This is a genomic window from Streptomyces venezuelae (genome assembly GCF_008642295.1).
GTDB classification, from domain to species: domain Bacteria; phylum Actinomycetota; class Actinomycetes; order Streptomycetales; family Streptomycetaceae; genus Streptomyces; species Streptomyces venezuelae_C.
On record NZ_CP029190.1, the window covers coordinates 5723424 to 5748294 of the forward strand.

General features: G+C 72.9%; 23 protein-coding genes. 13 read left to right on the forward strand and 10 right to left on the reverse strand.

Features of this window, described 5'->3' with window-relative positions; all coding sequences use genetic code 11:
* Window positions 1-125: 125 nt before the first annotated feature.
* The 5 genes from DEJ50_RS25755 to DEJ50_RS25775 all read left to right on the forward strand — a co-directional run bounded on the left by DEJ50_RS25755 (window position 126) and on the right by DEJ50_RS25775 (window position 5486).
* The gene (locus DEJ50_RS25755) at window positions 126-911 is read left to right on the forward strand and encodes an IclR family transcriptional regulator (protein ID WP_150210482.1); all 786 of its coding nucleotides are present in this window, start codon (window positions 126-128) and stop codon (window positions 909-911) included.
* A gap of 91 nt (window positions 912-1002) precedes the next feature.
* On the forward strand, window positions 1003-1992 hold the full coding sequence (locus tag DEJ50_RS25760) for a hypothetical protein (protein WP_223837908.1): 990 nt from the start codon (window positions 1003-1005) through the stop codon (window positions 1990-1992).
* A 10-nt stretch (window positions 1993-2002) separates the two neighbouring features.
* The gene (locus tag DEJ50_RS25765; protein WP_150210483.1) at window positions 2003-3316 is read left to right on the forward strand and encodes a sensor histidine kinase; all 1314 of its coding nucleotides are present in this window, start codon (window positions 2003-2005) and stop codon (window positions 3314-3316) included.
* Window positions 3313-3978 carry a response regulator transcription factor gene (locus DEJ50_RS25770; RefSeq protein ID WP_150210484.1) on the forward strand — a complete coding sequence of 222 codons (666 nt, stop codon included), beginning with the start codon at window positions 3313-3315 and terminating at the stop codon, window positions 3976-3978. The genes DEJ50_RS25765 and DEJ50_RS25770 overlap by 4 nt, the downstream gene beginning before the upstream one ends.
* Window positions 3979-4040: 62 nt before the next feature.
* A complete protein-coding gene (locus tag DEJ50_RS25775) occupies window positions 4041-5486 on the forward strand; it encodes a peptidoglycan D,D-transpeptidase FtsI family protein (protein WP_150210485.1) in 1446 nt (481 codons plus the stop codon).
* A gap of 32 nt (window positions 5487-5518) precedes the next feature.
* On the opposite strand, the gene DEJ50_RS25780 is transcribed toward DEJ50_RS25775, so the two are convergent.
* The gene (locus DEJ50_RS25780) at window positions 5519-6688 is read right to left on the reverse strand and encodes a protein-L-isoaspartate(D-aspartate) O-methyltransferase (protein ID WP_150210486.1); all 1170 of its coding nucleotides are present in this window, start codon (window positions 6686-6688) and stop codon (window positions 5519-5521) included.
* A 6-nt stretch (window positions 6689-6694) separates the two neighbouring features.
* Complete coding sequence (locus DEJ50_RS34085; protein WP_019885290.1) at window positions 6695-6838, reverse strand: hypothetical protein; 144 nt, start codon at window positions 6836-6838, stop codon at window positions 6695-6697.
* A 465-nt stretch (window positions 6839-7303) separates the two neighbouring features.
* Here DEJ50_RS34085 and DEJ50_RS25785 point away from each other — a divergent pair, with 465 nt between their 5' ends.
* The 5 genes from DEJ50_RS25785 to DEJ50_RS25805 all read left to right on the forward strand — a co-directional run bounded on the left by DEJ50_RS25785 (window position 7304) and on the right by DEJ50_RS25805 (window position 11001).
* Window positions 7304-7558: a hypothetical protein gene (locus DEJ50_RS25785; RefSeq protein WP_150212361.1), complete on the forward strand. Its 255-nt coding sequence runs from the start codon at window positions 7304-7306 to the stop codon at window positions 7556-7558.
* Window positions 7530-8045 carry a DUF6879 family protein gene (locus tag DEJ50_RS25790; protein ID WP_150210487.1) on the forward strand — a complete coding sequence of 172 codons (516 nt, stop codon included), beginning with the start codon at window positions 7530-7532 and terminating at the stop codon, window positions 8043-8045. Before DEJ50_RS25785 ends, DEJ50_RS25790 begins: the two co-directional genes overlap by 29 nt.
* Window positions 8046-8066: 21 nt before the next feature.
* Window positions 8067-8912, forward strand: a complete 846-nt coding sequence (locus DEJ50_RS25795) for a helix-turn-helix domain-containing protein (RefSeq protein WP_150210488.1) — start codon at window positions 8067-8069, stop codon at window positions 8910-8912.
* Window positions 8913-9171: 259 nt separating this feature from the next.
* Window positions 9172-9879, forward strand: coding sequence for a DsbA family oxidoreductase (locus DEJ50_RS25800; protein WP_150210489.1), 708 nt, complete (start codon window positions 9172-9174; stop codon window positions 9877-9879).
* A gap of 69 nt (window positions 9880-9948) precedes the next feature.
* The gene (locus DEJ50_RS25805; RefSeq protein ID WP_150210490.1) at window positions 9949-11001 is read left to right on the forward strand and encodes an aminotransferase class V-fold PLP-dependent enzyme; all 1053 of its coding nucleotides are present in this window, start codon (window positions 9949-9951) and stop codon (window positions 10999-11001) included.
* A gap of 37 nt (window positions 11002-11038) precedes the next feature.
* Here the strand turns inward: DEJ50_RS25805 and DEJ50_RS25810 are convergent, their stop codons facing one another.
* A complete protein-coding gene (locus DEJ50_RS25810) occupies window positions 11039-12124 on the reverse strand; it encodes a pyridoxal-phosphate-dependent aminotransferase family protein (protein ID WP_150210491.1) in 1086 nt (361 codons plus the stop codon).
* A gap of 79 nt (window positions 12125-12203) precedes the next feature.
* Here DEJ50_RS25810 and DEJ50_RS25815 point away from each other — a divergent pair, with 79 nt between their 5' ends.
* Entirely contained in the window at window positions 12204-13289 is a 1086-nt protein-coding gene (locus DEJ50_RS25815; RefSeq protein ID WP_150210492.1) for an amidohydrolase family protein, read from the forward strand.
* A 291-nt stretch (window positions 13290-13580) separates the two neighbouring features.
* Window positions 13581-14570 (forward strand): SCO1860 family LAETG-anchored protein, encoded by a 990-nt coding sequence (locus DEJ50_RS25820; protein WP_150210493.1) that lies wholly within the window; start codon window positions 13581-13583, stop codon window positions 14568-14570.
* Window positions 14571-14620: 50 nt separating this feature from the next.
* Here the strand turns inward: DEJ50_RS25820 and DEJ50_RS25825 are convergent, their stop codons facing one another.
* Together DEJ50_RS25825 and cobC are read right to left on the reverse strand one after the other, a co-directional pair.
* A complete protein-coding gene (locus DEJ50_RS25825; protein WP_223837910.1) occupies window positions 14621-15826 on the reverse strand; it encodes a CapA family protein in 1206 nt (401 codons plus the stop codon).
* Window positions 15827-15897: 71 nt separating this feature from the next.
* On the reverse strand, window positions 15898-17322 hold the full coding sequence (gene cobC, locus DEJ50_RS25830; protein ID WP_150210494.1) for an Rv2231c family pyridoxal phosphate-dependent protein CobC: 1425 nt from the start codon (window positions 17320-17322) through the stop codon (window positions 15898-15900).
* A gap of 91 nt (window positions 17323-17413) precedes the next feature.
* Here cobC and DEJ50_RS25835 point away from each other — a divergent pair, with 91 nt between their 5' ends.
* On the forward strand, window positions 17414-18160 hold the full coding sequence (locus DEJ50_RS25835) for a ZIP family metal transporter (RefSeq protein ID WP_150210495.1): 747 nt from the start codon (window positions 17414-17416) through the stop codon (window positions 18158-18160).
* A gap of 2 nt (window positions 18161-18162) precedes the next feature.
* Here the strand turns inward: DEJ50_RS25835 and DEJ50_RS25840 are convergent, their stop codons facing one another.
* The 5 genes from DEJ50_RS25840 to DEJ50_RS25860 are packed head-to-tail and all read right to left on the reverse strand — an operon-like array spanning window position 18163 to window position 24869.
* Window positions 18163-19611 carry a cobyrinate a,c-diamide synthase gene (locus DEJ50_RS25840; protein ID WP_223837911.1) on the reverse strand — a complete coding sequence of 483 codons (1449 nt, stop codon included), beginning with the start codon at window positions 19609-19611 and terminating at the stop codon, window positions 18163-18165.
* Window positions 19608-20207: a cob(I)yrinic acid a,c-diamide adenosyltransferase gene (gene cobO, locus DEJ50_RS25845; protein ID WP_150210496.1), complete on the reverse strand. Its 600-nt coding sequence runs from the start codon at window positions 20205-20207 to the stop codon at window positions 19608-19610. Before cobO ends, DEJ50_RS25840 begins: the two co-directional genes overlap by 4 nt.
* Window positions 20207-22360, reverse strand: a complete 2154-nt coding sequence (locus tag DEJ50_RS25850) for a putative cobaltochelatase (RefSeq protein WP_150210497.1) — start codon at window positions 22358-22360, stop codon at window positions 20207-20209. The genes cobO and DEJ50_RS25850 overlap by 1 nt, the downstream gene beginning before the upstream one ends.
* The gene (locus tag DEJ50_RS25855; protein WP_150210498.1) at window positions 22357-23916 is read right to left on the reverse strand and encodes a cobyric acid synthase; all 1560 of its coding nucleotides are present in this window, start codon (window positions 23914-23916) and stop codon (window positions 22357-22359) included. Before DEJ50_RS25855 ends, DEJ50_RS25850 begins: the two co-directional genes overlap by 4 nt.
* Window positions 23913-24869 carry a cobalamin biosynthesis protein gene (locus DEJ50_RS25860; protein WP_150210499.1) on the reverse strand — a complete coding sequence of 319 codons (957 nt, stop codon included), beginning with the start codon at window positions 24867-24869 and terminating at the stop codon, window positions 23913-23915. The genes DEJ50_RS25855 and DEJ50_RS25860 overlap by 4 nt, the downstream gene beginning before the upstream one ends.
* Window positions 24870-24871 lie beyond the last annotated feature (2 nt).

Sequence of the window (24871 nt, forward strand, 5' to 3'; positions counted from 1 at the left end):
AATGATCGAACCTGCTGCGGACTCTATTTCCGCGTCCACCAGGTGACAAGTGGCACCGAACGGCACCGAACGGCGCCCATGGGTGCCCAAGGGTGCCGAGAGGCGACAGAGGGGAAGGGCAGTCGATGTCCACAGCGGAGGCGGCGGGCGCCGCGCCGGCGACGGCACCGGTCAAGTCGGCGGTGCGCACGGTCCTGTTGCTGGAGCACTTCGCGGCCCGGCCGGGACTGCACAGCCTGGCCGACATCCAGAACGACCTCGAACTGCCCAAGTCCAGCCTGTACATGCTGCTGCGCACCCTGGTGGACCTCGGCTGGGTGGAGACCGACGCGAGCGGCACGCGCTACGGCATCGGCGTACGGGCCCTGCTGGTCGGGAGCTCCTACATCGACGGGGACGAGGTCGTGGCGGCGGCCCGGCCCAGCCTGGACCGGCTCTCGGACGAGACCACCGAAACGATCCACCTGGCCCGGCTGGACGTCACCAGCGTGGTCTACCTGGCGACCCGCCAGTCCCAGCACTATCTGCGGCCCTTCACCCGCGTGGGGCGGCGGTTGCCGGTGCACTCCACCGCGCTCGGCAAGGCCCTGCTGGCCACCCACACCGACGACGAGGTGCGGCTGCTGCTGCCCGAGCGGCTGGAGGCGGTCACCCCGCACACCATCACGGACCGGGAGCAGCTGATCGAGGAGCTGGCCCTGGTACGGGAACAGGGGTACGCGGTGGACCGCGAGGAGAACACCCTCGGGCTGTGCTGCTTCGGTGTGGACATTCCGTACCGCACGCCGGCCCGGGACGCGGTCAGCTGCTCGGTGCCGGTGGCCCGGCTGACCCCGGGGCACGAGCAGGCCATCAAGGCCGCGCTGTTCGAGGCGCGGGACCGGCTGACCCTGGTGACCCGGCGGATGTGAGGCCGGAGCCCGTGATTCCTCCCCCGGGCGGGGGAGCGGGTTCCCCATTGCGGGGGAGGTGGCGGGGCGCGGCGGGCCCGATCGTTGAGGCATGACCACGGGATACTTGCACCAGACGCCGCCGGCCCCCGCTCCGACGGCCCCCGCTCCGCTGGGCCCCGCCCGCCGGGCGCTGCGCTCCATCGCGATCGCAGCGGCCGTGCCCTATCTGACCCTCAAGACCGCCTGGCTGGCGGGGAGCCGGATCGGGATCCCCGAGGGCAGCGTGCTGCGCGAGCCGGGCCTGTTCTTCACCGTCGCCAATGCCGCGACCCTGCTGATGGACGTGGCGCTGGTGGTGATCGTCCTCGCACTCACCCAGCCGTGGGGGCGGCGCATACCGGCCTGGCTGATGGCCGTTCCGGTGTTCACGGCGACCGGGCTGCTCACCCCGATCGTCGGCGGGTTTCCCGCGGTGACGCTCTTCCGGGCACTCGGTGGCGAGCCGGACCCGGCGCAGGGCGGGGCGAGCGAGCCCTTCCTGGACGCCTGGGTGTTCAACGTGGTCTACGTCGGCTTCTCCGTGCAGGCCCTGGCGCTCGCCGGACTGTTCGTGCCGTATGCCCGAGAGCGCTGGGGCCACCTGTGGCAGGGGCGTCTCGGGCAGCCGATGTCCGCTGCGATACGGGCGGCGGCGGTGGCCGGAGCGGCGGCGGCACTGGTCTTCGCGGCCGTGGAGCTCTACTGGACGTGCGGCGGCACGGCCGGGCTGAGCGCCGGGCTGGCGGCCACCTGGAGCTCCGATTCGGCCGTGATGGCGGTGGTCCACTCGCTGAGCGCCCTGGCCGGTGCGGCCGGCGGGCTGCTGCTCGCCTTCGGCGGTCGGCGGGCCGTCCGAGGACCGCTGGCCCTGGCCTGGGTGGCGGGTTCGGCCGCGGCGGCCTGGGGGCTGTGGCTGGGTATAGCCGCTTTCGGCCCGGAGGCCGATCCCGGCAAGCAGGCCACCACCGTGATGCAGCTCGCCTACGCTGGCCAAATGATCACCGGACTGCTCGTCGGAACCGTCCTGACCCGGTTCCTCACCAGCCGCCGCACCGGATGAGCCGCGCCGGATGAGACGACTGCTCGCGGCGCCGGTCGGGCTCCGCTGGGTGCACCTGATACTCGGCGGCGCCCTGCTGATGCCGTACTACCTGCTGGCCTCGGTGGTGGCCGGGATGATCGGCGCGGGCGACTTCACCTCCCTCGGCGTACTGCTCCTGATCTATGCCGGAGCCCTTCCGATCGCCGCCCTCACCGCCCTGTTCCCTCTGGTCCGGCCGATGTCGGTGGCGGTGGTCCGGGCCATGTGCGGAGTGCCGGGGGAACGGCTGGCCGAGGGGCCGGCCGGGTCCTGGGCCGCGCGCTGGCGGGCCTCGGCCTGGTGGGCCCTGCACCTGGGGGTCGGAGCCGTCGTCAGCGGGGTGACCCTGGCCGTGCCGCCGATGGGGGTGGTGCTGCTCGTCCTGCCGTTCTCGACCCGGCTCCAGCGGGCCGAGCTCGGGCTGGACTGGTTCTCCACCGGAGCCCCCGTCTATGCCGCGCCCTTCCTCGGCCTCCTGCTGCTGGCCGCCCTGATCCTCTGTGCCGCGGGGGCCGGGGCACTGCTGGCCCGGCTGGCGCCCGTCCTGCTCGGGCCCACCGCCGCCGACCGGCTGGCCGCCGCCGAGGAGCGGGCCGCGGATCTGGCCGTCCGCAACAGGCTGGCCCGCGAACTGCACGACGCGGTGGGGCACGCCCTCAGTGCGGTCACCCTGCAGGCGGTGGCCGCCCGGCGGGTGCTGGACACCGACCCGGAGTTCGTCCGGGAGGCGCTGGCCGCCATCGAGGACACCACCCGGCGCACGGTGGGCGAGCTGGACGCCGTACTGGGCCTGCTGCGGGACGGGGACGCGGCCCGGCCCGACGCGGCGCCCGCCCCCGGCCTGCACACCGACCTGGAGGGCCTGCTCGCCCGCACCCGGGCGGCCGGCACCCCGGTGGCCGAGCGCCAGGATCCGGGCCCGGCCGGCAGCTGGGAGCGGCTGCCGGCGATCGTCTCCCGGGAGGCGTACCGGATCGTCCAGGAAGGCCTGAGCAACGCGATGAAGCACGGCGGCGGTCCGGTGGAGCTGAGCATCACCGTGCAGGCCGCACCCGGCGGGCAGAACACACGAGAACTGGAGATCAGCATGACCAACCCACCGGCCCCGGCCGGAACCCGGGCCGACCGCACCACCGGCGGCCGGGGCCTGCGCGGCACCGCCGAGCGGGCCGCGCTGCTCGGCGGCACCGTGGAGGCCGGCCCCCGCGAGGGGCACTGGCGGCTGCGGGCCGTCCTCCCGCTCGGCGCCGAACCGGGCACGGGCCGGTCCGGCGCGGCCGACCCGGCAGGCGGCCCGCGATGAGCCGGCCGCCGCTGCGGATCGTCCTGGCCGACGACGAGCGCATGGTCCGCACCGCCCTGCGGGTCATCCTCGAGGCGGAAGAGGACCTGACGGTCGTCGGCGAGGCCGTCGACGGAGCCGAAGCCGTCTCCCAGGCCCGGGCCCTCGGCCCCGACGTGGTGCTGATGGACGTCCGGATGCCCGGCATCGACGGCATCCGGGCCACCGAGCAGATCCTCGCCACCATGCCGGAGCCGCCCCGGATCGTGGTCGTCACCACCTTCGAGAACGACTCCTATGTCTATGGGGCGCTCCGCGCCGGAGCCTCGGGGTTCCTCCTCAAGCGGGCCGACCCGGAGGAGCTCGTCGGCGCCGTCCGGCTGGTCGCCCGGGGCGACTGCCTGCTCTTCCCCGCCGCGGTCCGCGCGCTCGCCGACCGGCACGCGGCGGCCACGGCCCCGGCCGCCGCGGCCTGGGTGGACCGGCTCACCGAGCGGGAGGCGGATGTCCTGCGGCTGATGGCGACCGGACTGTCCAACCACGAGATGAGCGAACGGCTCGGGGTCGGCCCGCAGACCGTCAAGACCCATGTGGCCGCCGTGCTGTCCAAGACCGGCTCCCGGGACCGCACCCAGGCGGTCATCGCCGCGTACGAGGGGGGCTTCCTCATGAAGAAACCCTGAGAACTCCGCCACAATCGGGGCAGAGCGGAACGCCTGGTGCCGCCGGTGCGTCCTCCAGGGGGATGAACAAGACGATCAGGCGTGCGTCGGTCTTCTGTCTGCTGCTGGTTCTGGCCCTGCTGGTACGGGTCACCTGGGTGCAGGCATACCAAGGCCAGGCCCTCGCAGAAGACGAACACAACCAGCGGAACACGATCGCGGCCTACGCGAACCCGCTGGGCAACATCATCGTGGGCGGGGAGGCGATCACCGGCTCCCTGCAGACGGGCGGCAACACGTACGGCTACAAGCGGACGTACACGAACGGCGAGCTCTACGCGCCCGTCACCGGCTACAGCTCGCAGGTCTTCGGCAAGACGCAGCTGGAGTACGTCTACCGGGACGTCCTGAACGGCGCCGACAACCGGCTCAAGACCCCCATGGACGTGTTCACCGACAAGCGCGCCGACCCGGGCAACGTGCTGACCACCGTCGACGCCGAGGTGCAGAAGGCCGGTTACGAAGCCCTTCAGGGGAAGAAGGGCGCGGCCGTCGCCATCGACCCCGCCACCGGAGCGATCCTCGGCATGGTGGTCAACCCGTCCTACGACCCCAACCGCATCACCGGCGCCCTCGACGGGGCGGCCTGGAAGGAGCTCTCCGCCAACCAGGGCAAGGCACTGGAGAACCTGGCCGCCCGCAACCCGATGGCCCCCGGTTCCACCTTCAAGCTGGTCACCCTCGCGGCGGCCCTGGAGAACGGCCTCGTCGGCTCACTGGACACGCCGACCGGCATCCCGGACCCGTACACCATCCCGGGCTCCAGGACCCTGCTGAAGAGCGAGGCGGGCTCGGCAGCCTGCAACAACGTTTCGGTGCGCACCGCCCTGCGGCTGTCCTGCAACAACGTCTTCGCGGAGCTCTCCTCCCGGCTCGGCCAGGACAAGATGCGGGCCATGGCGGAGAAGTTCGGCTTCAACCAGGAGCAGCGCATCCCGTTCCGCGCCGACCCGGGCAAGTACCCCTCGGACAAGATGTCCAAGGACCAGGTCGCGCAGACCGGCATCGGCCAGTTCGACGTCCAGGCCACCCCGCTCCAGATGGCCATGGTCACGGCCGCCATCGAGAACGGCGGCAAGCTGGTCGACCCGCACATCGTCTCCCAGGTGACCGACTCCGGCGGCAGCGTGCTCGAGTCCTTCGACGACCCCAAGTCCCGGCAGGTCATCAGCCCGGAGACCGCGTCGAAGCTCCAGGACGCCATGCGGACCGTGGTCGCCGAGGGCGGCGGCAAGCCGGCCAAGGTCGAGGGCGCAGAGGTCGGCGGCAAGACCGGGACCGCGCAGCGCGGTGTGAACAACAGCATTCCGCCGCTGGCCTGGTTCACCTCGTACGGGAAGCTGGGCGGCAAGCAGATCGCGGTCGCGGTGATGATCGAGAACTCCGACACCGACCGTTCGGAGATCGGCGGCGGCAAGCTGGCCGCCCCGGTCGCCCAGAAGATGATGCAGGCCTGGCTGAAGGGCTGACCGGCCGCCCCCCCCTGGGGGGAGGGGGCCGGTCAGCCCACTCTGGGAACGGGGTGGGTGGGGGAGTCAAGCCAGGCCTGCTCTCCCTCGCTGTCCACGGTCAACCCGAACCGCTCGAAGTCGGGCCGGCCCTGCGCGTCCCACCACACGTAGGCGGCTTCCGTCTCGTCCCAGAGTCGCCGGGGTCCGGACTGCACGACCTCGAAGGAGACGGCTTCGGGTTCGTAGTCGGCGGACGCCCACGAGTGGCCGTCGCTGCTGTAGGTCCACAGCGTGTACGAACCATCGTCGTAGCGTTCCACGGTCCAGAACGCCTCCGCCATCTGGAGTCCGACGGCGAATTGGACCAGCCATCCGCCGACATCAGCGGGTGAGAGGCCCGTGGTGCTCCTGTCACCGTCAGCGGGCCACGCCTGCCCCTTGAGATAGGTGTCATGCGGCGGCCGGCTGGGTCGCTGCTGCCGAAGGCGCATGAACGCACTGGAACGCGTGAACGGTCCGCTCGCCGTGTCGCCGTCCACGGTCAGCCGCACGATGGCTTCCCCTCCATAAGGCGTCCCCCAGGGCGCCACGATCAGTCCGCCAGTCCGCGTCTGCGTGATCCAAGCCCGGGGAACTTCCCCGATGGAGCATGTTGCTTCCACCCGGTCGTAAGGCGCCCCCTCGGGATAGCCGACTCGTCCATCCCCTACGACGACCAGCGGAGACAGTCCGGCATTGCGGTGGTTCTCCTGTGCCTCCGTCGCAACGTCCGCGTCGAACTCCATGGAGATGACGTTCTCAGCGCCCAACCGGTGACCGAGAAGTGCGGAATTCCACCCGGTGCCCGTGCCGATCTCAAGAACCCTGAGCCCGTTCTTCACGTCGAGATCAGCCAGCATCGAGAACACCATGCGGGGCTGGGAACTGGAGCTGGACGGAGTCTTGCCCAATCCGTCTCCAGTGTGGGTGCCGTCGTCCCACTGCGTGGTCAGCGGAATGTCCGAGTACACCGCACTGAACCACCCGCCGGGTTCCTTGGCGCGGTCCACTACGGGGTTCTGCCGCGTGCCGTCCGCGATGCCCGGCCAGATGCGGTCAGGGACGAACATGTCCCGGGGGACTGCCTTGTACGTCGGCAGCCAGTGAGATTGCAGTGCGCCCGAAGCAACGAGCGCAGAGGCGAGCCCCGAAGGGCCCACCTCCTCTTTGCGCGCGGTCATCCGGTGCTACTTCTTCGCGGGGCCGGAGCCGTCAGAGCTGTTCCCGCCGCTCGTTTCGGAACCGCCGCCCCCGTGTCCGCGCCCGCTGCTGCCGTCGTCCTGCTGGCTGCCGCCCTGACCGCTTCCGGTCCCGCCGCCGTGCTTGGGCATTTGGTGCTCCTTCACTCGTGATGGTGTGAGGCTTGCAACCCGCCCTGGCGGAGGCGGGAGTCTGTGTCAGGACTTCGCGACCCGATGGACAACGGCGATGTCTTCGAACCCTCGGAGAAACCGACTGTGCCATCCGCAGTCCGCGTAGAGGCAGCTCGCTACCACGGTGGGCGTGGTCTCTGGATCTCGGATGATCCGGTGTTCGGCGTGCCGGGCAGGTCTCGCGCCTCGCGGTGAAGGTCACGTAATCGAACTCGTCCTCTGCTGCAACAGCCTTACTCACTATGCCCGCCGTCCCCTCGCTGCTGTCGTGATGACTGCGACGCTAGGGGTGGCACAACGGCAGTTCCCAGCAACTTGCATCAGCTTGCACGCCAGTTGCTCGCAGGCGGCCTTGACTGTCCACGTTGGAACGAGAGGATGGCCATGCAAGTTCAGGCAAACCACATCCGGAGAGAGGCCGTCATGGCGCTACGGTTCGTTGGGATCGACCCGAACACCGATCTTGAACACTGCCCTACCGTCTGGGCTGACGAAGAGGCCGGAGAGCTGGTGTTGCAGGGGTGGAAGGCGGGCCCCGCACTCCGCGCGACCTGTGAGGCGAGCAGCCCGGCCAAGGGCTCAATCCCTGACAGCGAGGAAGTCATCAGGATTCCGGCCCGCATGGTGCCGATGATCAGGGAAGCGTGCGATGCCGTCGAGCGTTCCGCCGTTCAGTGAGCTTCTGGCCAACACCCGTGAGTCCGCAGTGCATTTCGAGATGCGGGACGACTACGGGACGAATCCTCGGCTAGAGGCATGGCAGCGCGGAGAGCGCATCAACTGGGACGACCGCGAATCCTGGTGGCACCCGTTCCACCAGACCATTGCGGACGCTGTAGCGCGGGGTGTGGCCGTTCGCCGTGCCCGCATTGTGTCGGAGCCGGTCAGCGAGTACATCCGCTGGGAGCACTACGCCACGCACGCCAACGTCATGGCCGGCGAAGATGTGCGTTGGCTGCCACGCAGTCAGGCAACGGGCTTCCTGGTGCCCGCCAATGACTTCTGGCTGTTTGACGGCAAGCTGATCCGCGTGCACCATTTCGCCGGGGACGGACGTCACGTATCCGACGAACTGAGCACTGACCCTGGCGACTTGAAGCTCTGTGTCAGTGCATTCGAAGAAGTCTGGCAGCGAGCAATCCCGCACAGCGAATACACGATCTGAGCCGAACCGGACAGCCAACTCATGTCATCGCCTTCGTCCAAAGCCCAAGCAGCCAGGGAAGCCGTAGCCGGTCGGTTGCGGGAAACTAGGCTTGACGCAGGAATTACAGCCCGTGAGTTGGCGGTCCGGTGCGGGTGGAGTGAAAGCAAGTCATCCCGGATCGAGCATGCAAAGACACCCCCCAGCGATGCCGACATAAGGGCCTGGTGTACAGCATGTGGCGTGCCGGGGCTTGCCGACGACTTGATTGCTGCCAGCCGTCAGGCGGATTCCATGTACGTCCAGTGGAAGCGGCTGCAGCGGACAGGTCTGAGGCAGCTACAGGAATCGGGAGTGCCCCTCTACGAGCAGACACAGCAGTTCCATGTGTATTGCTCCAACGTCGTGCCCGGCATCTTCCAAACACCCGGCTACGCAACTGCGCTGCTCACGTCCATTGCGCAGTTTCGAGGGACGCCAGACGACGTAAACGATGCCGTGGCAGCACGCATGGAGCGATCACGCGTCATCCGAGAAGGTGACCACCGATTCGCCGTTCTGGTTGAGGAATCGGTCTTGAAGTACCGAATTGGCAGCCTGGAAGTGATGGCCGCACAGCTTGGACATCTGCTCTCCGTGATGGGGCTTCCTTCAATCTCGCTGGGGATCATTCCCTTTACGGCACCCCGGACGGCGTGGCCGCTGGAAACGTTCACAATCTTTGACGGCCAGCGCGTCCACGTGGAAACCCTTTCGGCGGCCATCAAGGAAACTCAGCCGTCTGACGTGGCTTTGTACCTCAAGGCTTTTGGGAACCTGAAAGAGGTTGCTGTCTGCGGATCGAAGGCCCGCACTCTCATCGCGTCGGCAATTGATGCCCTGGGCTGAGCCCCTTCGGTTCGCGGCAGCTCACGCGTGCGGCAGAGGTCGGCGGCAAGCAGATCGCGGTCGCGGTGATGATCGAGAACTCCGACACCGACCGTTCGGAGATCGGCGGCGGCAAGCTGGCCGCCCCGGTCGCCCAGAAGATGATGCAGGCCTGGCTGAAGGGCTGACCGGCCGCCCCCCGGGAGGGGGCCGTCCGGGAATGAGACGCTCCGGGCCGGTGTTCCAGCCCATGACCCCCGACCCGGAGAGAAGAAGGAACATGCGCGTCGAGATCTGGAGCGACATCGCCTGCCCGTGGTGCTACATCGGCAAGGCCCGGTTCGAGAAGGGGCTGGCCGCCTTTGCGCACCGGGACCGGGTCGAGGTGGTCTTCCGGTCCTTCGAGCTCGACCCCAACGGCCCCCGGGGAACGACCGCGCCCGTCGTCGAGATGCTCGCCAAGAAGTACGGCCGCACCCTCGACGAGGCCCGCGGGATGGAGGAGCACGTCGCGGCCACCGCCCGGGCCGAGGGACTGGACTACCGCACCGACGGCCGCGACCACGGCAACACCTTCGACATCCACCGGCTGTTGCACCTGGCAGCCGCCCGGGGCCGCCAGAACGCCCTGCTCGACCTCGCCTTCCGGACGAACTTCGCCGCCGACCGCTCGGTCTTCGACCCCGAGGTGCTCGCCGCGCTCGCCGTCGAGGCGGGCCTCGACGAGACGGAGGCCCGGGCGGTACTCGCCGATGAGACCGCCTACGCCGAGGCCGTGCGCGCCGATGAGCGCGAGGCCGCCGCACTCGGCGCGAACGCCGTGCCGTTCTTCGTCCTGGACCGGCGCTACGGGATCTCCGGCGGGCAGCCCGCCGAGGTGTTCACCCGCGCGCTGGAGCAGGCGTGGGAGGGGTACGAGCCGGCCGGGACCGATCCGGCAGCCGAGGCGTGCGAGCCCGACGGGGCCTGCCCTGCCCCGCAGGTATAAGTAGTCCTTGGGGGAGTGGTGGAAAACTAGGCGATGGACTTTGGGATGATCCTGGCGCAGAGTGGAGCCATGGATCTTCCTCTTGCGCACGCGGAGTTCGCGCCTTCGACGACTGTCTATCTCAACACCGCGACCTGCGGGATCCTCCCGCAGAGCGCCGTGGCCGCCGTCCGGGAACTGGCCGAGGCGGCCGGGGCCGGCACGGCCGCCGGATTCGGTGACTTCGACCGGGTTGCCCGGGTGCGCGAGAGCTACGCCCGGCTGGTCGGTGTCGGCCCGGACCGGGTGTCGATCGGTTCCACCGTCGCCACCCATGTCGGCCTGATCGCCGCCGCGCTGCCCGCCGGATCCGAAGTCCTCTTCGCCGAGGGGGACTTCGCCTCGGTGATCAACCCGTTCGTGGTGCGGGGCGACCTCAAGCCCCGGTTCGTCCCGCTGGAGGCGCTCGCCGAGGCGGTCCGCGAGGACACCGCGCTGGTCGCGGTCAGCGCGGTCCAGTCCGCGGACGGACGGGTGGCCGACCTGGCGGCGATCCGCGCGGCAACCGCCGGGTACGGCATCCCGATGCTGGTGGACGCCACCCAGGCGGCCGGTTCGGTGCCCTTCGACGCGGCTCCGTACGAGTACACGGTCACGGCCGGGTACAAGTGGCTGCTCGGTTCGCGCGGAGCCTCGTACCTGACCGTCTCCGAGGCCGCTCAGGACACGCTGGTCCCGCTGCACGCGGGCTGGGTGGCGGCGAGCTCGCCCTGGGATGCGACGTACGGCCCGATGCCGGAACTCGCGCCCGACGCGAGGCGGTTCGACGAGTCCCCGGCCTTCCTCGCCTACTACGCGGCCGAGCCCTCGCTGGCCCTGCTGGAGCGGGTCGGGATCGCGGCCGTGCACGCCCACAACCTCGGCCTGGCCGCCCGCTACCGGGCGGGCCTGGCGGAACTGGGCCTCGCTCCGGTGCCGGGGGACTCTCCGATCGTCTCGGTGCCGGGGCTTGCCGAGCGGCAGCCGGAGCTGGCCCGGGCCGGGGTGCTGACGGCCGGCCGGGCCGGGGCGCTGCGGGCGTCGTTCCACCTGTACAACACGGAGGCGGATGTGGACCGGCTGCTGAACGCGCTGGCTCCCTGACGATCGCGCGCCCCACGCCCCCGCCGGCCCGCGGCGGTCAGGCGGCCGATGCGGCCGACCAGGCGGCGGTGGCGGCCGTCACGGCCGGAGTCGGAGGGAGGGACAGGGCGGTGGCCAGGGCCGTCAGGGCCGCGGTGACCGCCGGGAGCCCGGCCGCCGGGCCGTAGTGGTTGACCCGGGCCAGAGCGGGACCGGCCGCCGCCAGTGGTGCGGACGGGGCCGCCGTCAGCGCCTTCGCGACGACCAGGGGGGCGTCCGGAACCCGGAGGGTGGTGGCCACCGGGGCCGCCTCCGCCGCCTGGCCCACGTACGGGGCCAGGCCCAGCGCCGCCGCCCCCGCCCGGGTCGCCGCCGCAGCAGCCGCGTGCCGGCCCAGCACGGCCGGCAGGCCCTCCGCCGCGATCCGGCCGAGACACGCCTCCAGCGCCAGCATCTCCAGCTGCGCCGGCGCGTGCGGCAGCGCCTTGCGTCCGCCGTCGATCCAGCGCTCCTTCCAGTCCAGCAGCGACAGGTACGAGCGGCGCGGAGCAGCGGGATTGGCCGCGAAGCGGGCCCACGCCCGGTCCGAGACCGAGACCGCCGACACCCCCGCCGGGCCGCCCATCGCCTTCTGCGCGCCGATCACGCACAGGTCCACACCCCATTCGTCCGGCAGCAGCGGCTCCGCCCCCACCGAGGCCACCGCGTCCAGCATGAACAGCGCCCCGTGCGCGCGGACCACCTCGCCGATCGCCGCCACCGGGTTGGTGTTGCCCGTCGCCGCCTCCGCGTGCACCAGCGAGACGAAGTCGGTCTCCGGGTGCGCGGCCAGCGCCTCGGCGACCTGATCGGCGGTCACCGCGGTGTCGAACGGCACAGCCAGGTCGACCACCGCCGCCCCGCAGTCCCGCAGCCAGTTCCCGAACGTGTTCCCGTACGGTCCGGTCACCACGTTCAGCGCGGTGGAGCCCGGCCGCGCACCGGACCGGATGCAGCCCTCCAGCGGCAGCAGCGCCTCGCCCTGCGTGACCACCACCTCGTGCCGGGTCCCCAGGAGGTCCGCGACCCCCTGCTCGATCGAGGCGAAACGCTCCGCGGTCAGCGGGGGCAGATCCAGCAGCGGGTGGGCCGCGGGGTGGTTCACGGTGGTGCTCTCTTCGTCCGTAGGTACCGGGAGAGCGTACCCAGGACGGGCGTACCCACGACGTGCGTACAGTGCCCGTATGAGCGAAGTAGTGCATGTGAAGGGGCGCGTGCTGGTCGGGCCCGAGGAGGTCCGCGACGAGCTCTGGGTCGTCGGCGGCCGGATCAGCTACGAGCGTCCGCGCACCGCGGGGGAGACCGTCACCGTGTCCGGCTGGGTGCTGCCCGGGCTGGTGGACGCCCACTGCCACGTCGGGCTCGACCGGCACGGCCCGGTCGACGACGCGACCAGCGAGAAGCAGGCGCTGACCGACCGGGACGCCGGCACCCTGCTGATCCGGGACGCCGGTTCGCCCTCCGACACCCGCTGGATCGACGACCGCGAAGACCTGCCGAAGATCATCCGGGCCGGTCGGCACATCGCCCGTACCCGCCGCTACATCCGCAACTACGCCCACGAGATCGAGCCCGAGGACCTGGTCGCGTACGTCGGGCGCGAGGCGCGGCGCGGCGACGGCTGGGTGAAGCTGGTGGGGGACTGGATCGACCGGGATGCCGGGGACCTCACCGCCTGCTGGCCGCGGCCCGAGGTCGAGGCGGCGATCGCGGAGGCGCACCGGCTCGGCGCCCGGGTCACCGCGCACTGCTTCGCCGAGGACTCGCTGCGCGATCTGGTGGAGGCGGGCATCGACTGCATCGAGCACGCCACCGGGCTGACCGAGGACACCATTCCGCTGTTCGCCGAGCGCGGGGTGGCGATCGTGCCCACCCTGGTCAACATCGCCACGTTCCCGCACCTCGCGGACGGCGGCGAGGCCAAGTTCCCCCGCTGGTCCGCGCACATGCGGCGGCTGTACGAACGGCGCTACGACACGGTGCGGTCGGCGTACGACGCGGGCGTGCCGGTGTACGTCGGCACGGACGCGGGCGGCTCGCTGCCGCACGGCCTGGTCGCGGCCGAGGTGGCGGAGCTGGTGAAGGCCGGGATCCCGGTGCGGGACGCCCTGTCGGCGACGACCTGGGGGGCCCGGGAATGGCTGGGCCGGCCGGGGCTGGCGGAAGGGGCGCCGGCCGACCTGGTGGTGTACGGGGCGGACCCGCGGGCCGACGTGGGAGTGCTGGCGGACCCGCTGCGGGTGGTGGTCAACGGCCGGATCCACGCCTGATGCAGGGCGGGATGCGGTGCTTGACGGGACCGTGACGCCGGGGTGCGGGCGGTCGTTGGACTTTCCGCATTCCACACCTCCCGTGGGACTGGAGTGAACCCACGTTCCAGTTGGGGTGTGAAGAATCGAATATGTGCATGGAAACCACCCTTTGGGGTGAACTGACGCCAGGTTGCTGCCTGTTCACTCTCAGTGCGTAAAGATTCCGGGGTCGAGGCCGTCGGCGCGCGCAATGTCCCCCATTGGCGCCGCGCCGCCACGGCTCCAAAACTCCTTGGGGGTTCCACCACTTTGAACAGCAACACCTTCCGCATGCCCGCACTTCTGCTCGCCGCCGCCGCGCCCCTCGCCCTGTTCGCCGCCGCCCCCGCGTACGCGACCGGGAATCCGGGCGGCGGCGGTCCGGGCGGGGCCGCCGAGGGCAAGGCCGGTGCGGTGGTCCTCCGCACCGGACTGGACGTCGGCCTGCTCAACAAGACCGTCCACGTACCGCTGAAGGCCTCCCTGAACGAGGTCAACGCCCCTGCCACGGCGGAGAAGACCGCGCTGACCGTGACCCTCGACGGAGTGGAGCAGGGCAAGCCGGTGAGCGTGCTGCGCGCGGACGTGGCGAGCTCCAAGGCGACGGCGGACCGGACGCGGGCCGCCGCCGAGGTCCAGCTCGTCAATGCCAGGGTCCATGTGCCCGGCCTGCCGCTGCTCTCGCTGATCCAGGTGGAGAAGGTCACGTCCAAGGCGGTGTGCGAGGCCGGCAAGCAGCCGGTGGCGAGCTCGAACGTGCTCGGGGCGGTGACGGTGCTGGGGAAGCGGACCACGCTGTCGGCGGGCGGGACCACCAAGGTGTCGGTGCCCGGGGTGGGCGAGGTCAGCCTGGTGCTGTCCGGCACCGAGACCACCGACCGCACCGCCGCCGCGGCGGCCCTGCGACTGAAGGTCTCGGTCAACCCGCTGAAGCTGAACGTGGCGGAGGTGGACGGCGAGATCGTCCTCGCCGAGGCCCGCTGTGAGGCCCCGGGGGCGGCGTCCGCGCCGCCCCCGGCCAAGCCGAAGCCCACGCCGGGCGCGTCCACGGCCGCCTCCGAGGCCCAGCCCGCAGCCGCGCCCGCAGCCGCGCCCGCGAAGGCCGACCTGAAGCCGCAGACCTCCGGGACCCAGGCCAACCTGGCCGAGACCGGCGGCAGTTCGATGACCCCGTACGTGGCCGGCGGTGCGCTGATCCTGCTGGGTGTGGGCGCGGGCGCGCTGATCCTGAGCCGAGGCCGCGGACGCAACCAGGCCTGACGGCCGGCCCGGCCGGCCCGGCCTGCCCGGGCCGCCGACCCCGGGCGGGCCTAGCGGGTCGCGCGCTGCAAGCCCTGCCCGCCCGCCCCGCGGGACAGCACCGCCTCCGTGACCTGCCGGTCCACGGCCGTGTAGTCGCTCCGCGGGGCGGTGCTCGCGCAGGAGGTGCAGACGACCCGGAACGGCGGGCCCATGTCCGAGTACTGGGTGAAGAACTCGGCCTTCACCACCTCCCAGCGGCCCGGGTGCTCGGCGGAGGGGTTCAGGGTGAAGCGGGGGATGGAGGACTGGTTGCCGCGCTTCTTGTCGGCGGGGGTGAAGCTCGCGACCTGGTCCCCCATCCCGAACACCACCCAGGTGCCGTTGATCTTCTCGTACGGCTGCGGCACATGGTTGTGCGTGCCGATGATCAGGTCGATGTCGGGGAGTCCGCCGGTGCGGGCCGCGGTCAGCGCCTGGGCCAGCTCGCGCTGCTGGGCGTCGGGGGCGGTCTGCCACTCGGTGCCCCAGTGGATGCTGAGGACGACGACATCGGCGCCGGCGGCCCGCGCCGCCCGCGCGTCCGCGATGACCCGGTCCCGGTCGAGGAGGTTCACCGCCCAGGGCTTGTCCTGGGGGAGCGGGATGCCGTTCGTGCCGTACGTGTACGACAGCTGGGCGATCTTCGCGCCGCCGGCCTCGAGCAGCGCCGGGGCCTTGGCCTCGGCGGCCGACCGGGCCGAGCCGACGTGCTTGATGCCGACCCGGTCGAGGTGCTCGAGGGTCCGGGTGAGACCGTCGTAGCCGGCGTCCAGCGTGTGGTTCGACGCCGTCGAGCAGCTGTCGTAGCCGGTGACCTGCAGGGCGTCGGCGAGCTGGTGCGGGGCCTTGAAGGTCGGGTATCCGGTGTAGGGGCCGCCGGGCCGGCCGTACGGTATCTCGTGGTGGCAGATGGCCACGTCGGCGGCCTCGACCACGGGCTTGACCCCCGCCAGTATCTTCCGGAAGTCGTGACCGCCGCGCGGGCCCGCATCGTCGGCGGCGCGCTGGATGATCGACGGATACGGGATGATGTCCCCGGTCGCCACCAGGGTGAACGGCCGGGCTTCGGTGCGGTCCTTCCGGCCGGGCAGCGCCGGCGGATTCGCCGAGGGCGGGGCGAGCCGCTGCGCGGACGTGCCGCCGTCACCGCCGATCAGCGCGACCCCGCCGTACACCGCCGCCCCGGCGACTGCCAGCCCGGCCACCACTGCTCCGGCCTTCGCCGCTGTCCCCACCCTGTCCCCCAGACTCTTCGGTGCGCCCCACTCTCGCACGCGCCCGTCCCCGCGGCGGGATCAGGGTCTGGTCAGGGTGTGGTCAGGGTCAGGGCCGTGTCCAGGGCCTGCAGGAAGCGGTTCACCGTCGGGCGGTCGCGGACCGCGATGCGGAGCCAGTCCGGGCCGAGTCCCGGGAAGGTGTCGCCGCGGCGCACCGCGAAGCCGAGGGTGCGCAGGCGGGTGCGGAGTTCGGCGGCGCGGGGCACCCGGATCAGGACGAAGGGGGCCTCCGCCGTCGCGACCACGGTGAGTTCCTCGAACTCCGCCAGCCCCGCCAGCAGATGCGCCCGGTCCACCGCGATCTGCCGGGCCGCGGCCTCCGCCTCCGCCAGCGCCGCCGGCGTCACGCACGCCTCCGCCGCCACCAGGGCCGGCGTGGACACCGGCCACAGCGGCCGGACCCGTTCCAGCGCCGCGATCGTCCGTGGCTCCGCCAGCACGTAGCCGATCCGCAGCCCCGCCAGCCCCCAGGTCTTCGTCAGGCTCCGCAGCACGACCAGGCCCGGCAGATCGGTACGCCCGGCCAGGGCCTCCCGTTCGCCCGGCACCGCGTCCATGAACGCCTCGTCCACCACCAGCGTCCGGCCGGGCCGGGCCAGCGCGGCCAGCGCGGACGCCGGATGGAGGACCGACGTCGGGTTGGTGGGATTGCCGACGATCACCAGGTCGGCGTCGGCCGGGACCGCCGCCGGGTCCAGCCGGAACCCGTCCGACTCCCGCAGCAGCACCCGCTCCACCCGGTGCCCGGCATCCCGGAGCGCCGCCTCGGGTTCGGTGAACTGCGGGTGCACCACCACCGGCCGGACCGCCGCCACGGCCCGGGCGATCAGCACGAACGCCTCCGCCGCCCCGGCGGTCAGCAGGACCCGCTCCACCGGCAGCCCGTGCCGGGCCGCCACCGCCGCCCGCGCGGCCCGCCCGTCCGGGTAGGCCGCGAGGGTGTCCAGCGAGTCGGCGATACGTTCCTTCAACCAGGCCGGCGGGGTGCCGGTCCGGACGTTGACCGCCAGGTCCACCAGGCCGGCCGCCGCGCCCGCCACCTCCGTGTCCCCGTGGTGCCGCAGGTCATGGGCCTCGGCGGTGGCCACCGCACAGGTCGCCGCCGCCGACTTCCGCTTCGGTACGAGCAGTTCACCGCCCGCCGCCAGGGCCGCGGCCTCCGCCACCGACGGGGTGCCCACCGCCGCCGCGGCCACCGCCGAAGCCCCGCCACCCGTGACCGGCACCAGGGCCAGGTCCTCCGCGGGATAGGTCACCAGGGGCACGCCGAAACGTTCCGCCGCACCCGTGATCCCGGCCTCCCCGCCCTTCGCCGCCACCGTCGCCAGCGCCGAAACCGCGCCGAGCCCCAGCCCGGCCGCCCGCAGCGACTCCTCGACCAGCCCGCAGACCTCCTCCACGGAGACCCCCGCCCGGCTGCCGACCCCGACCACCACCCGCTCGCTCTCGCCCATCCGGGGTCCTTTCTCAGTCGTCACAGACATGTTGGCCGCCGCCCCGCGCGCGGACGTGCGCGCAGCGCCGCCAGTCGGTATCCAGGGGCACATGGCGGTGATCGTGGCGTTGGGCGCGTTCCTCATGACCCTGGCGGGCGGGTGGACGGCGCAGCGCGTCACCGACCGCCGCCACCTGGTGCTCGGCCTGGCCGGCGGGCTGATGCTCGGCGTGGTGGGCCTGGACCTGCTGCCGGAGTCGCTGGAGGCGGCGGGCCGGCCCGTCTTCGGGGTCCCGCTCGCCCTGCTGCTCTTCGTGGCCGGCTTCCTGGCCGCGCATGTGGTGGAGCGGCTGCTGGCGGTGCGTCATGCCGCGCACGGGGCGGAGAACGGCGCCGGGAGCGGGGCCGAGGGCGGGCGGGCGCCCCAGGTCGGGCTGACCGCCGCCGCGGCCATGGTCGGCCACAGCCTCGCCGACGGAGTGGCCCTCGGGGCGGCCTTCCAGGTCGGCGGCGGCATGGGGGTGGCCGTCGCGCTGGCCGTCATCACCCACGACTTCGCCGACGGGTTCAACACGTACACCCTCACCCGGCTGTACGGGAACGACCGCCGCAAGGCCCTGCTCATGCTGTTCGCCGACGCCGTCGCCCCGGTGGCCGGCGCCGCGTCCACCCTGCTGTTCACCCTGCCCGAGGAACCCCTGGGCGCGTACCTCGGGTTCTTCGGCGGGGCGCTGCTCTATCTCGCCGCCGCCGAGATCCTGCCCGAGGCACACCACAGGCACCCCGCTCTGTCCACCCTGATGTGCACGGTGGGCGGGGTGGCCGGGATCTGGCTGGTCGTCGGCATCGCGGAGTGAGCTCATGGGGCCGGGCGGCTCCCGGGCGCTCCCGCTCCCGCAGCCTGGGCCGCGGCGGCTGCCGCAGCCGCCGCCGCAGCCGTGAAGCGTCCGGCCACCGACGGATCGGCCGCCCAGTGGGTGTGCAGATAGCTGGCGTGCACACCGCCCTGGACGAAGCCCTCGACGCGGCGCTCCGGATGCGTGAACCCCCACGCCGGCGAGGTTCCGGCGCCCGGCTCGATCACGGTCCGGTGGAACTCGTGCCCGCGCAGCCGGCCCCCGGCGGGCGCGAGCACGCTGTCCGAGACGGCGACGGCCTCGCGGTAGCCCAGGGTGAGCCGCTCCGACATCCGCGCGTCGGCGTCGAGCACTCCGCACATCGGCGTTCCGTCCAGCGACCGGGCCAGATAGAGCAGGCCCGCGCATTCGGCGGCCACGGGGGCGCCACTCGCGGCCAGTTCCGCCACCGCCTTGCGCAGCGGCTCGTTCGCCGCGAGCTCGGGGGCGTACATCTCGGGGAAGCCGCCGCCGATGACGAGCGCGCTCGTGCCCTCGGGGAGGGCCTCGTCGTGGAGCGGGTCGAAGGAGACGACCTCGGCGCCGGCCGCGGTGAGCAGCTCGGCGTGCTCGGCGTACGAGAAGGTGAACGCCGGCCCGCCGGCCACGGCGATCCGCGGCGCGGGTCCGGCCGGCCGGGGTCCGGCCGAAGTCACGGCGGGCTCGCCCACCACGGTGTCCGCGTGCCACGGTTCCGTGTGCAGCGGCGGAGCCGTGCGCGCCAAGGCCATCAGGGCCTCCAGGTCGCAGCCCGCCCGGACCTGCTCGGCCAGGGCCGCCACCGCGGCCACCGCATCTGCGCGGCGTTCGGCGACCGGGATCAGGCCCAGGTGCCGGGACGGGGTCGCGACCTGCGGGGCCCGCCGCAGTACGCCGAGCACCGGCATGCCGGCCTCCTCCAGCGCCTCCCGCAGCATCGCCTCGTGCCGGTCCGAGCCCACCTTGTTCAGGATCACGCCGCCCAGCCGCACCTGCGGGTCGAACGACGCGAAACCGTGCACCAGCGCGGCCACCGACCGGGACTGCGAGGACGCGTCCACCACCAGCACCACCGGCGCCCGCAGCAGCTTCGCGACCTGGGCGGTCGAGGCCAGCTCACCCCGCCCGGCCGCCCCGTCGTACAGCCCCATCACGCCTTCGACCACGGCCAGATCGCAGCCCGCCGCGCCGTGCGCGAACAGCGGGGCGATCAGCTCCGGCCCGCACAGGAACGCGTCCAGGTTGCGGCCCGGGCGGCCCGTCGCCAGCGCGTGGTAGCCCGGGTCGATGTAGTCGGGCCCGGCCTTGTGCGGGGACACGGCCAGGCCGCGCCCCGCGAAGGCCGCCATCAGTCCCGTGGCGACGGTGGTCTTGCCGCTGCCCGACGAGGGCGCGGCGACCACCAGCCGCGGGACGGTCACGGACGAGCTCACCACTCGATGCCCTTCTGGCCCTTCTGGCCGGTGTCCATGGGGTGCTTGATGTTGGTCATCTCGGTGACCAGGTCCGCGAACTCCACCAGCTTCTCCGGCGCGTTCCGGCCGGTGATCACCACATGCTGGGTGCCGGGCCGGTTCCGCAGCACCTCGATCACCTCGTCCACGTCGATCCAGCCCCAGTGCAGCGGGTACGCGAACTCGTCCAGCACGTACAGCTTGTGCGTCTCGGCGGCCAGGTCGCGCTTGACCTGCTCCCAGCCCTCCTTGGCCGCCTGCTCGTTGTCGAGCTGGGCATCGCGCTGCACCCAGGACCAGCCCTCGCCCATCTTGTGCCAGACCACCGTGCCGCCCTGGCCGGAGGCCCCCAGCACCTTCAGCGCGTTCTCCTCGCCGACCTTCCACTTCGCCGACTTGACGAACTGGAACACCCCGATCGGCCAGCCCTGGTTCCAGGCGCGCAGCGCCAGCCCGAAGGCCGCCGTGGACTTGCCCTTGCCCGGGCCGGTGTGGACGAAGACCAGCGGCCGGTTGCGGCGCTGACGCGTGGTGAGACCGTCGTCGGGAACGACGGTCGGCTGTCCCTGAGGCATTACGCGGCCCTCCTGTTGCGGGGGTTGCTGTGCGATGACACTGATGTCCGTGACACTGATGTCCGTACGTCCTTCACAAGCCCGGCCAGCGAGTCGGCCCGCAGCCCGTCCAGGGTGACCGAAGGACCGCCGAGGTCCGCGGCCAACGCACCGGCCAGCCCCAGCCGGACCGGCCCCGCCTCGCAGTCCACGACGACCGAGGCGACCCCCTCGCCCGCCAGCAGCCGCGCGCTGCGGCGGCCGGCCGCCCGCGGGTCCCCGCCGAGGGAGCCCGCCGAGGTGGCCCGCCCGTCCGTCACCACGACCAGCAGCGGACGCCGCGCGGGATCGCGCAGCCGCTCGATGCGGAGCACCTCGTGGGCCTTGAGCAGGCCGGCGGCCAGCGGGGTCCGCCCGCCGGTGGGCAGCAGTTCCAGCCGGGCGGCGGCCGTGTCCACCGAGGAGGTGGGCGGCAGCGCCAGTTCGGCACCCGCACCCCGGAAGGTGATCAGGCCGACCTTGTCCCGCCGCTGGTAGGCGTCCAGCAGCAGCGACAGCACCGCCCCCTTGACGGCGCCCATCCGCTGCCGGGCCGCCATCGAGCCGGAGGCGTCGACCACGAACAGCACGAGGTTGCCCTCGCGGCCCTCCCGGGTCGCCTGCCGCAGGTCGTCCTTGCGGATGACCAGACCGCGGCCGGCCCGCCCCCGGGCCCGCTGGTGCGGGGCGGCGGCCTGCACGGTCGCGGCGAGGTGCAGCTTCGTCAGATGTCCGCGGGGGCGCTGGGCGCCGGTGGTGCGGCCGTGCGCGGTCCGCGCCCGCGAGCGCCGGCCGACGGCGCCCTCGCCGAGGCCGGGCACGCTCAGCATCCGGGTCCGGAACGGCTCGGCCGCCCGTACGGCCGCCTGCACCGGCCCGTCCGCCGCCGCAGGTGCCGGATCCGCTGCGTCCTTGGGGTCCTTCGGGTCCGCGGTGTCCGCCGGGGGCGGGGTCTCCGCGCCGTCCGAGGCGGCCGGGGGTTCCGGCGCGGACTCCGCCGCCGGCTCCGGGCCCTGCGGCGGCACCCCGTCGCCCCCGTCCGGCCCGCCGTCCCCGTCTCCGTCGCCCCCGTCTCCGTCCGGGTCCGAGCCGGGCTCCGGGTCGGGGTCGGGCTCCGGTTCGTCGTCCGGGAAGCCGTCCAGGATCTCGTCCAGCCGGTCCTCGTCCAGGCCCGGCGCGTCGAAGGGATTGCGCCGCCGCCGGTGCGGCAGCGCCAGCAGGGCGGCCTGCCGGACGTCCTCCTTCCGGACCTCCGTACGCCCGGCCCACGCGGCCAGGGCCGTCGCCGTCCGGGCCATCACGATGTCGGCCCGCATCCCGTCGACCTCGAAGCCCGCGCAGGTCGCCGCGATCTGCATCAGCGCCCCGTCACCCAGCCGGACCTGCGGAAGCAGGGCCCGGGCGGCCACCACCCGGTCCCGTACCGCCGCCTCGTCCCCGGCCCAGCGGGCGGCGAAGCCCGCGGCATCGTCCTCGTACGCGAGCCTGCGGCGGACCACCTCGACCCGCTGCTCCGGCTCCCGGGAGGCCGCGACCTCGACGGTCAGCCCGAACCGGTCCAGGAGCTGCGGACGCAGTTCGCCCTCCTCCGGGTTCATCGTCCCGACCAGCAGGAAGCGGGCCGCGTGCCGGACCGAGACGCCCTCGCGCTCCACGTACGAGGCGCCCATCGCCGCCGCGTCCAGCAGCAGGTCGATCAGGTGGTCGTGGAGCAGGTTGACCTCGTCCACGTACAGGATCCCGCGGTGCGCATCGGCCAGCAGGCCGGGCTCGAAGGCCTTCACGCCCTCCGCCAGGGCCCGTTCGATGTCGAGCGCGCCGACCAGGCGGTCCTCGGAGGCGCCGACCGGCAGCTCCACCATCCGGGCCGGCCGCTCGGCGGAGACCCCGGACCCGTGGGGGCCGTCGGGGCAGCCCGGGTCCGGCGTGGCGGGGGCGCAGGAGAACCGGCAGCCGGGAACCACGGCCACCTGCGGCAGCAGGGCCGACAGCGCGCGCACGGCGGTGGACTTGGCGGTCCCCTTCTCACCGCGCACCAGCACCCCGCCGACCGCCGGGCTCACGGCATTGAGGAGGAGCGCCAGCCGGAGGTCGGTCTGGCCGACCACCGCGGTGAACGGGTACGGCGTACTCATTTCGCTCCTTCGGAGGCGGGGAGGGCAGAGGGGAGGGCGGGCGCGCCCGGGGGCAGGAAGGGCAGGCCCGCCGGGGCACCCGTTTCGATCAGCCGCAGCAGGGCGTCCGTGTCGGCGTGCTCCTCGATCAGGTCGCCCAGCAGGTCCAGCTGTTCCTCCCGGAGGGAGGCGAAGGAGGTGTCCGGGGCCGGTACGAAGCGCCGGCCCGCGGCGGAGGCGACCTCCCGGAGGAAGGCCCGGCGGAAGCCGTCCGACTCCAGCGAGCCGTGCCAGTGGGTGCCCCACACCGCGCCGACCCGGCAGCCGTCGAGGAAGGGGTCGCCCCCCAGCACCTCGGCCACCCCGTGGTGGATCTCGTATCCGGTGACCGGTTCGCCGAGCGCCGAACCGGCGGGCCGGGCCAGGGTCTTCTCCCGGGCGAACCGGACCCGGACCGGCAGCAGGCCCAGCCCGTCCACCAGGCCGGCCCGCGATTCGACCTCGTCCTCGATCCGCTCGCCCAGGGCCTGGAAGCCGCCGCAGATGCCCAGCACCGGCCGGCCCTCGGCGGCCCGGCGGGCCAGCGCGTCGGCCAGACCCCGCTCCCGCAGCCACTGGAGCGCCTTCACGGTGCCCCGGGTGCCCGGTACGACGGCCAGGTCGGCGTCGGCCAGTTCCTCGGCCCGGTCCACGAACCGCACCACCACACCCGGTTCGGCGGCGAGCGCGTCCACGTCCGTGAAGTTCGACATCAGCGGCACCGCGCAGACCGCGACCCGCAGGACGTCCTCGCCGACCGGCGGCGCCACCACCGACTCGCGGACCGAGCCGCGCAGCGACACGCGCAGGCCGTCCTCCTCGTCGATGCCCAGCCCGTGCCGGAAGGGCAGGACGCCGTAGGTGGCCCGGCCGGTGATCGACCGCAGCATTTCCATGCCGGGTTCCAGCAGGGAGACGTCGCCGCGGAACTTGTTCACCAGGTAGCCGGCGATCAGCGACTGGTCCTGTTCCGACAGCAGGGCGGTGGTGCCGAAGAAGGACGCGAAGACCCCGCCCCGGTCGATGTCGCCGACCACCACCACGGGGAACCGCGCGGCCCGCGCGATGCCCATGTTCACGATGTCGGTCCGGCGCAGGTTGATCTCGGCCGGACTGCCCGCCCCCTCGCAGATCACGGCGTCATACGTGCCCCGCAGCTGCTCCAGGCAGTCCGTGACCACGCCGAGCAGCTGTTCCTGCCGCCCTCCGTGGTAGCCGCGTGCGCTCATCTCGCCGACCGGCTTGCCCAGCAGCACCACCTGGCTGCTGCGGTCGCTGCCGGGCTTGAGCAGCACCGGGTTCATCAGGGCCGTGGGCTCCACCCGGGCCGCCTGCGCCTGCATCGCCTGGGCCCGGCCGATCTCCGCGCCCTCCCGGGTGACGAAGGAGTTCAGCGACATGTTCTGGGCCTTGAACGGCGCCACCTTCACGCCCTGCCGGGCGAGCCAGCGGCAGATGCCCGCCGTGACCACGCTCTTCCCGGCGTCCGAGGTGGTGCCGGCGACCAGCAGCCCCCCGCCGAGCCGTCCGCTGCTCATGCGCGTCCCCTCCGTACCCGTGCGGCGAGCAGCCGGCCGCCGACGCAGGCGGCCAGGGCCAGCCAGGTCACCTGCCGGGACAGCCGTACGGCCCGTTCGATGTCGGCGACCGCCACCGGCCGCCCGGTGTCCCCGTTGAGCACGGCCCGGTGCTCGACCCGTCCGCCGTAGGCCAGGGTGCCGCCGAGCCGGACGCCCAGGGCGCCCGCGAAGGAGGCCTCCACCGGTCCGGCGTTGGGGCTGGGGTGGGCTGCCGCGTCGGCGCGCCAGGCCCGGACCGCCCCCCGACGGTCCGGTCCGGCGGCCACGGCGGCCAGCGCGGTCAGCCGGGCCCCCGGCCAGCCCGCCAGATCGTCCAGCCGGGCGGAGGCCCAGCCGTAGTGCAGATGGCGCGGCGACTTGTGGCCCACCATGGCGTCCAGGGTGTTCACGGCCCGGAAGGCGATCAGCCCCGGCACTCCGGCGACGGCACCCCACACCAGGGCGCCCACCACCGCGTCGGAGGTGTTCTCGGCGACCGATTCCACGACGGCGCGGGCGATCTGCTGCCCGTCGAGCGCCTGCGGGTCGCGCCCGCAGAGGTGGGGGAGGCGTTCCCGGGCCACCTCGGTGTCCCCGGCGGCCAGGGCGCCGCCGATGGCACGGGCCTCCCGGCCCAGCGAGGTCCCACCGACCACGGCCCAGGTGGCGGCGGCGGTGAGGGCGATCCGGACGGCGGCGGGGCGGGAGCGCACGGCGCGGGCGGCCAGCGCACCCACGGCAGCCGCGCCTCCGGCGCACACCAGGGTGTGCACCACACCCCGCGAGCGCCGGTCGCGCCAGAGGACGCGTTCGACACCGGCGGCGGCTCGTCCGAAGGCGGCGACGGGGTGCCCGCGGCGGGGATCCCCGAGGATCCGGTCGCCGATCAGGCCCGCCGTCACGCCGTACGCGAAAACGCGATCGGCACGCATGG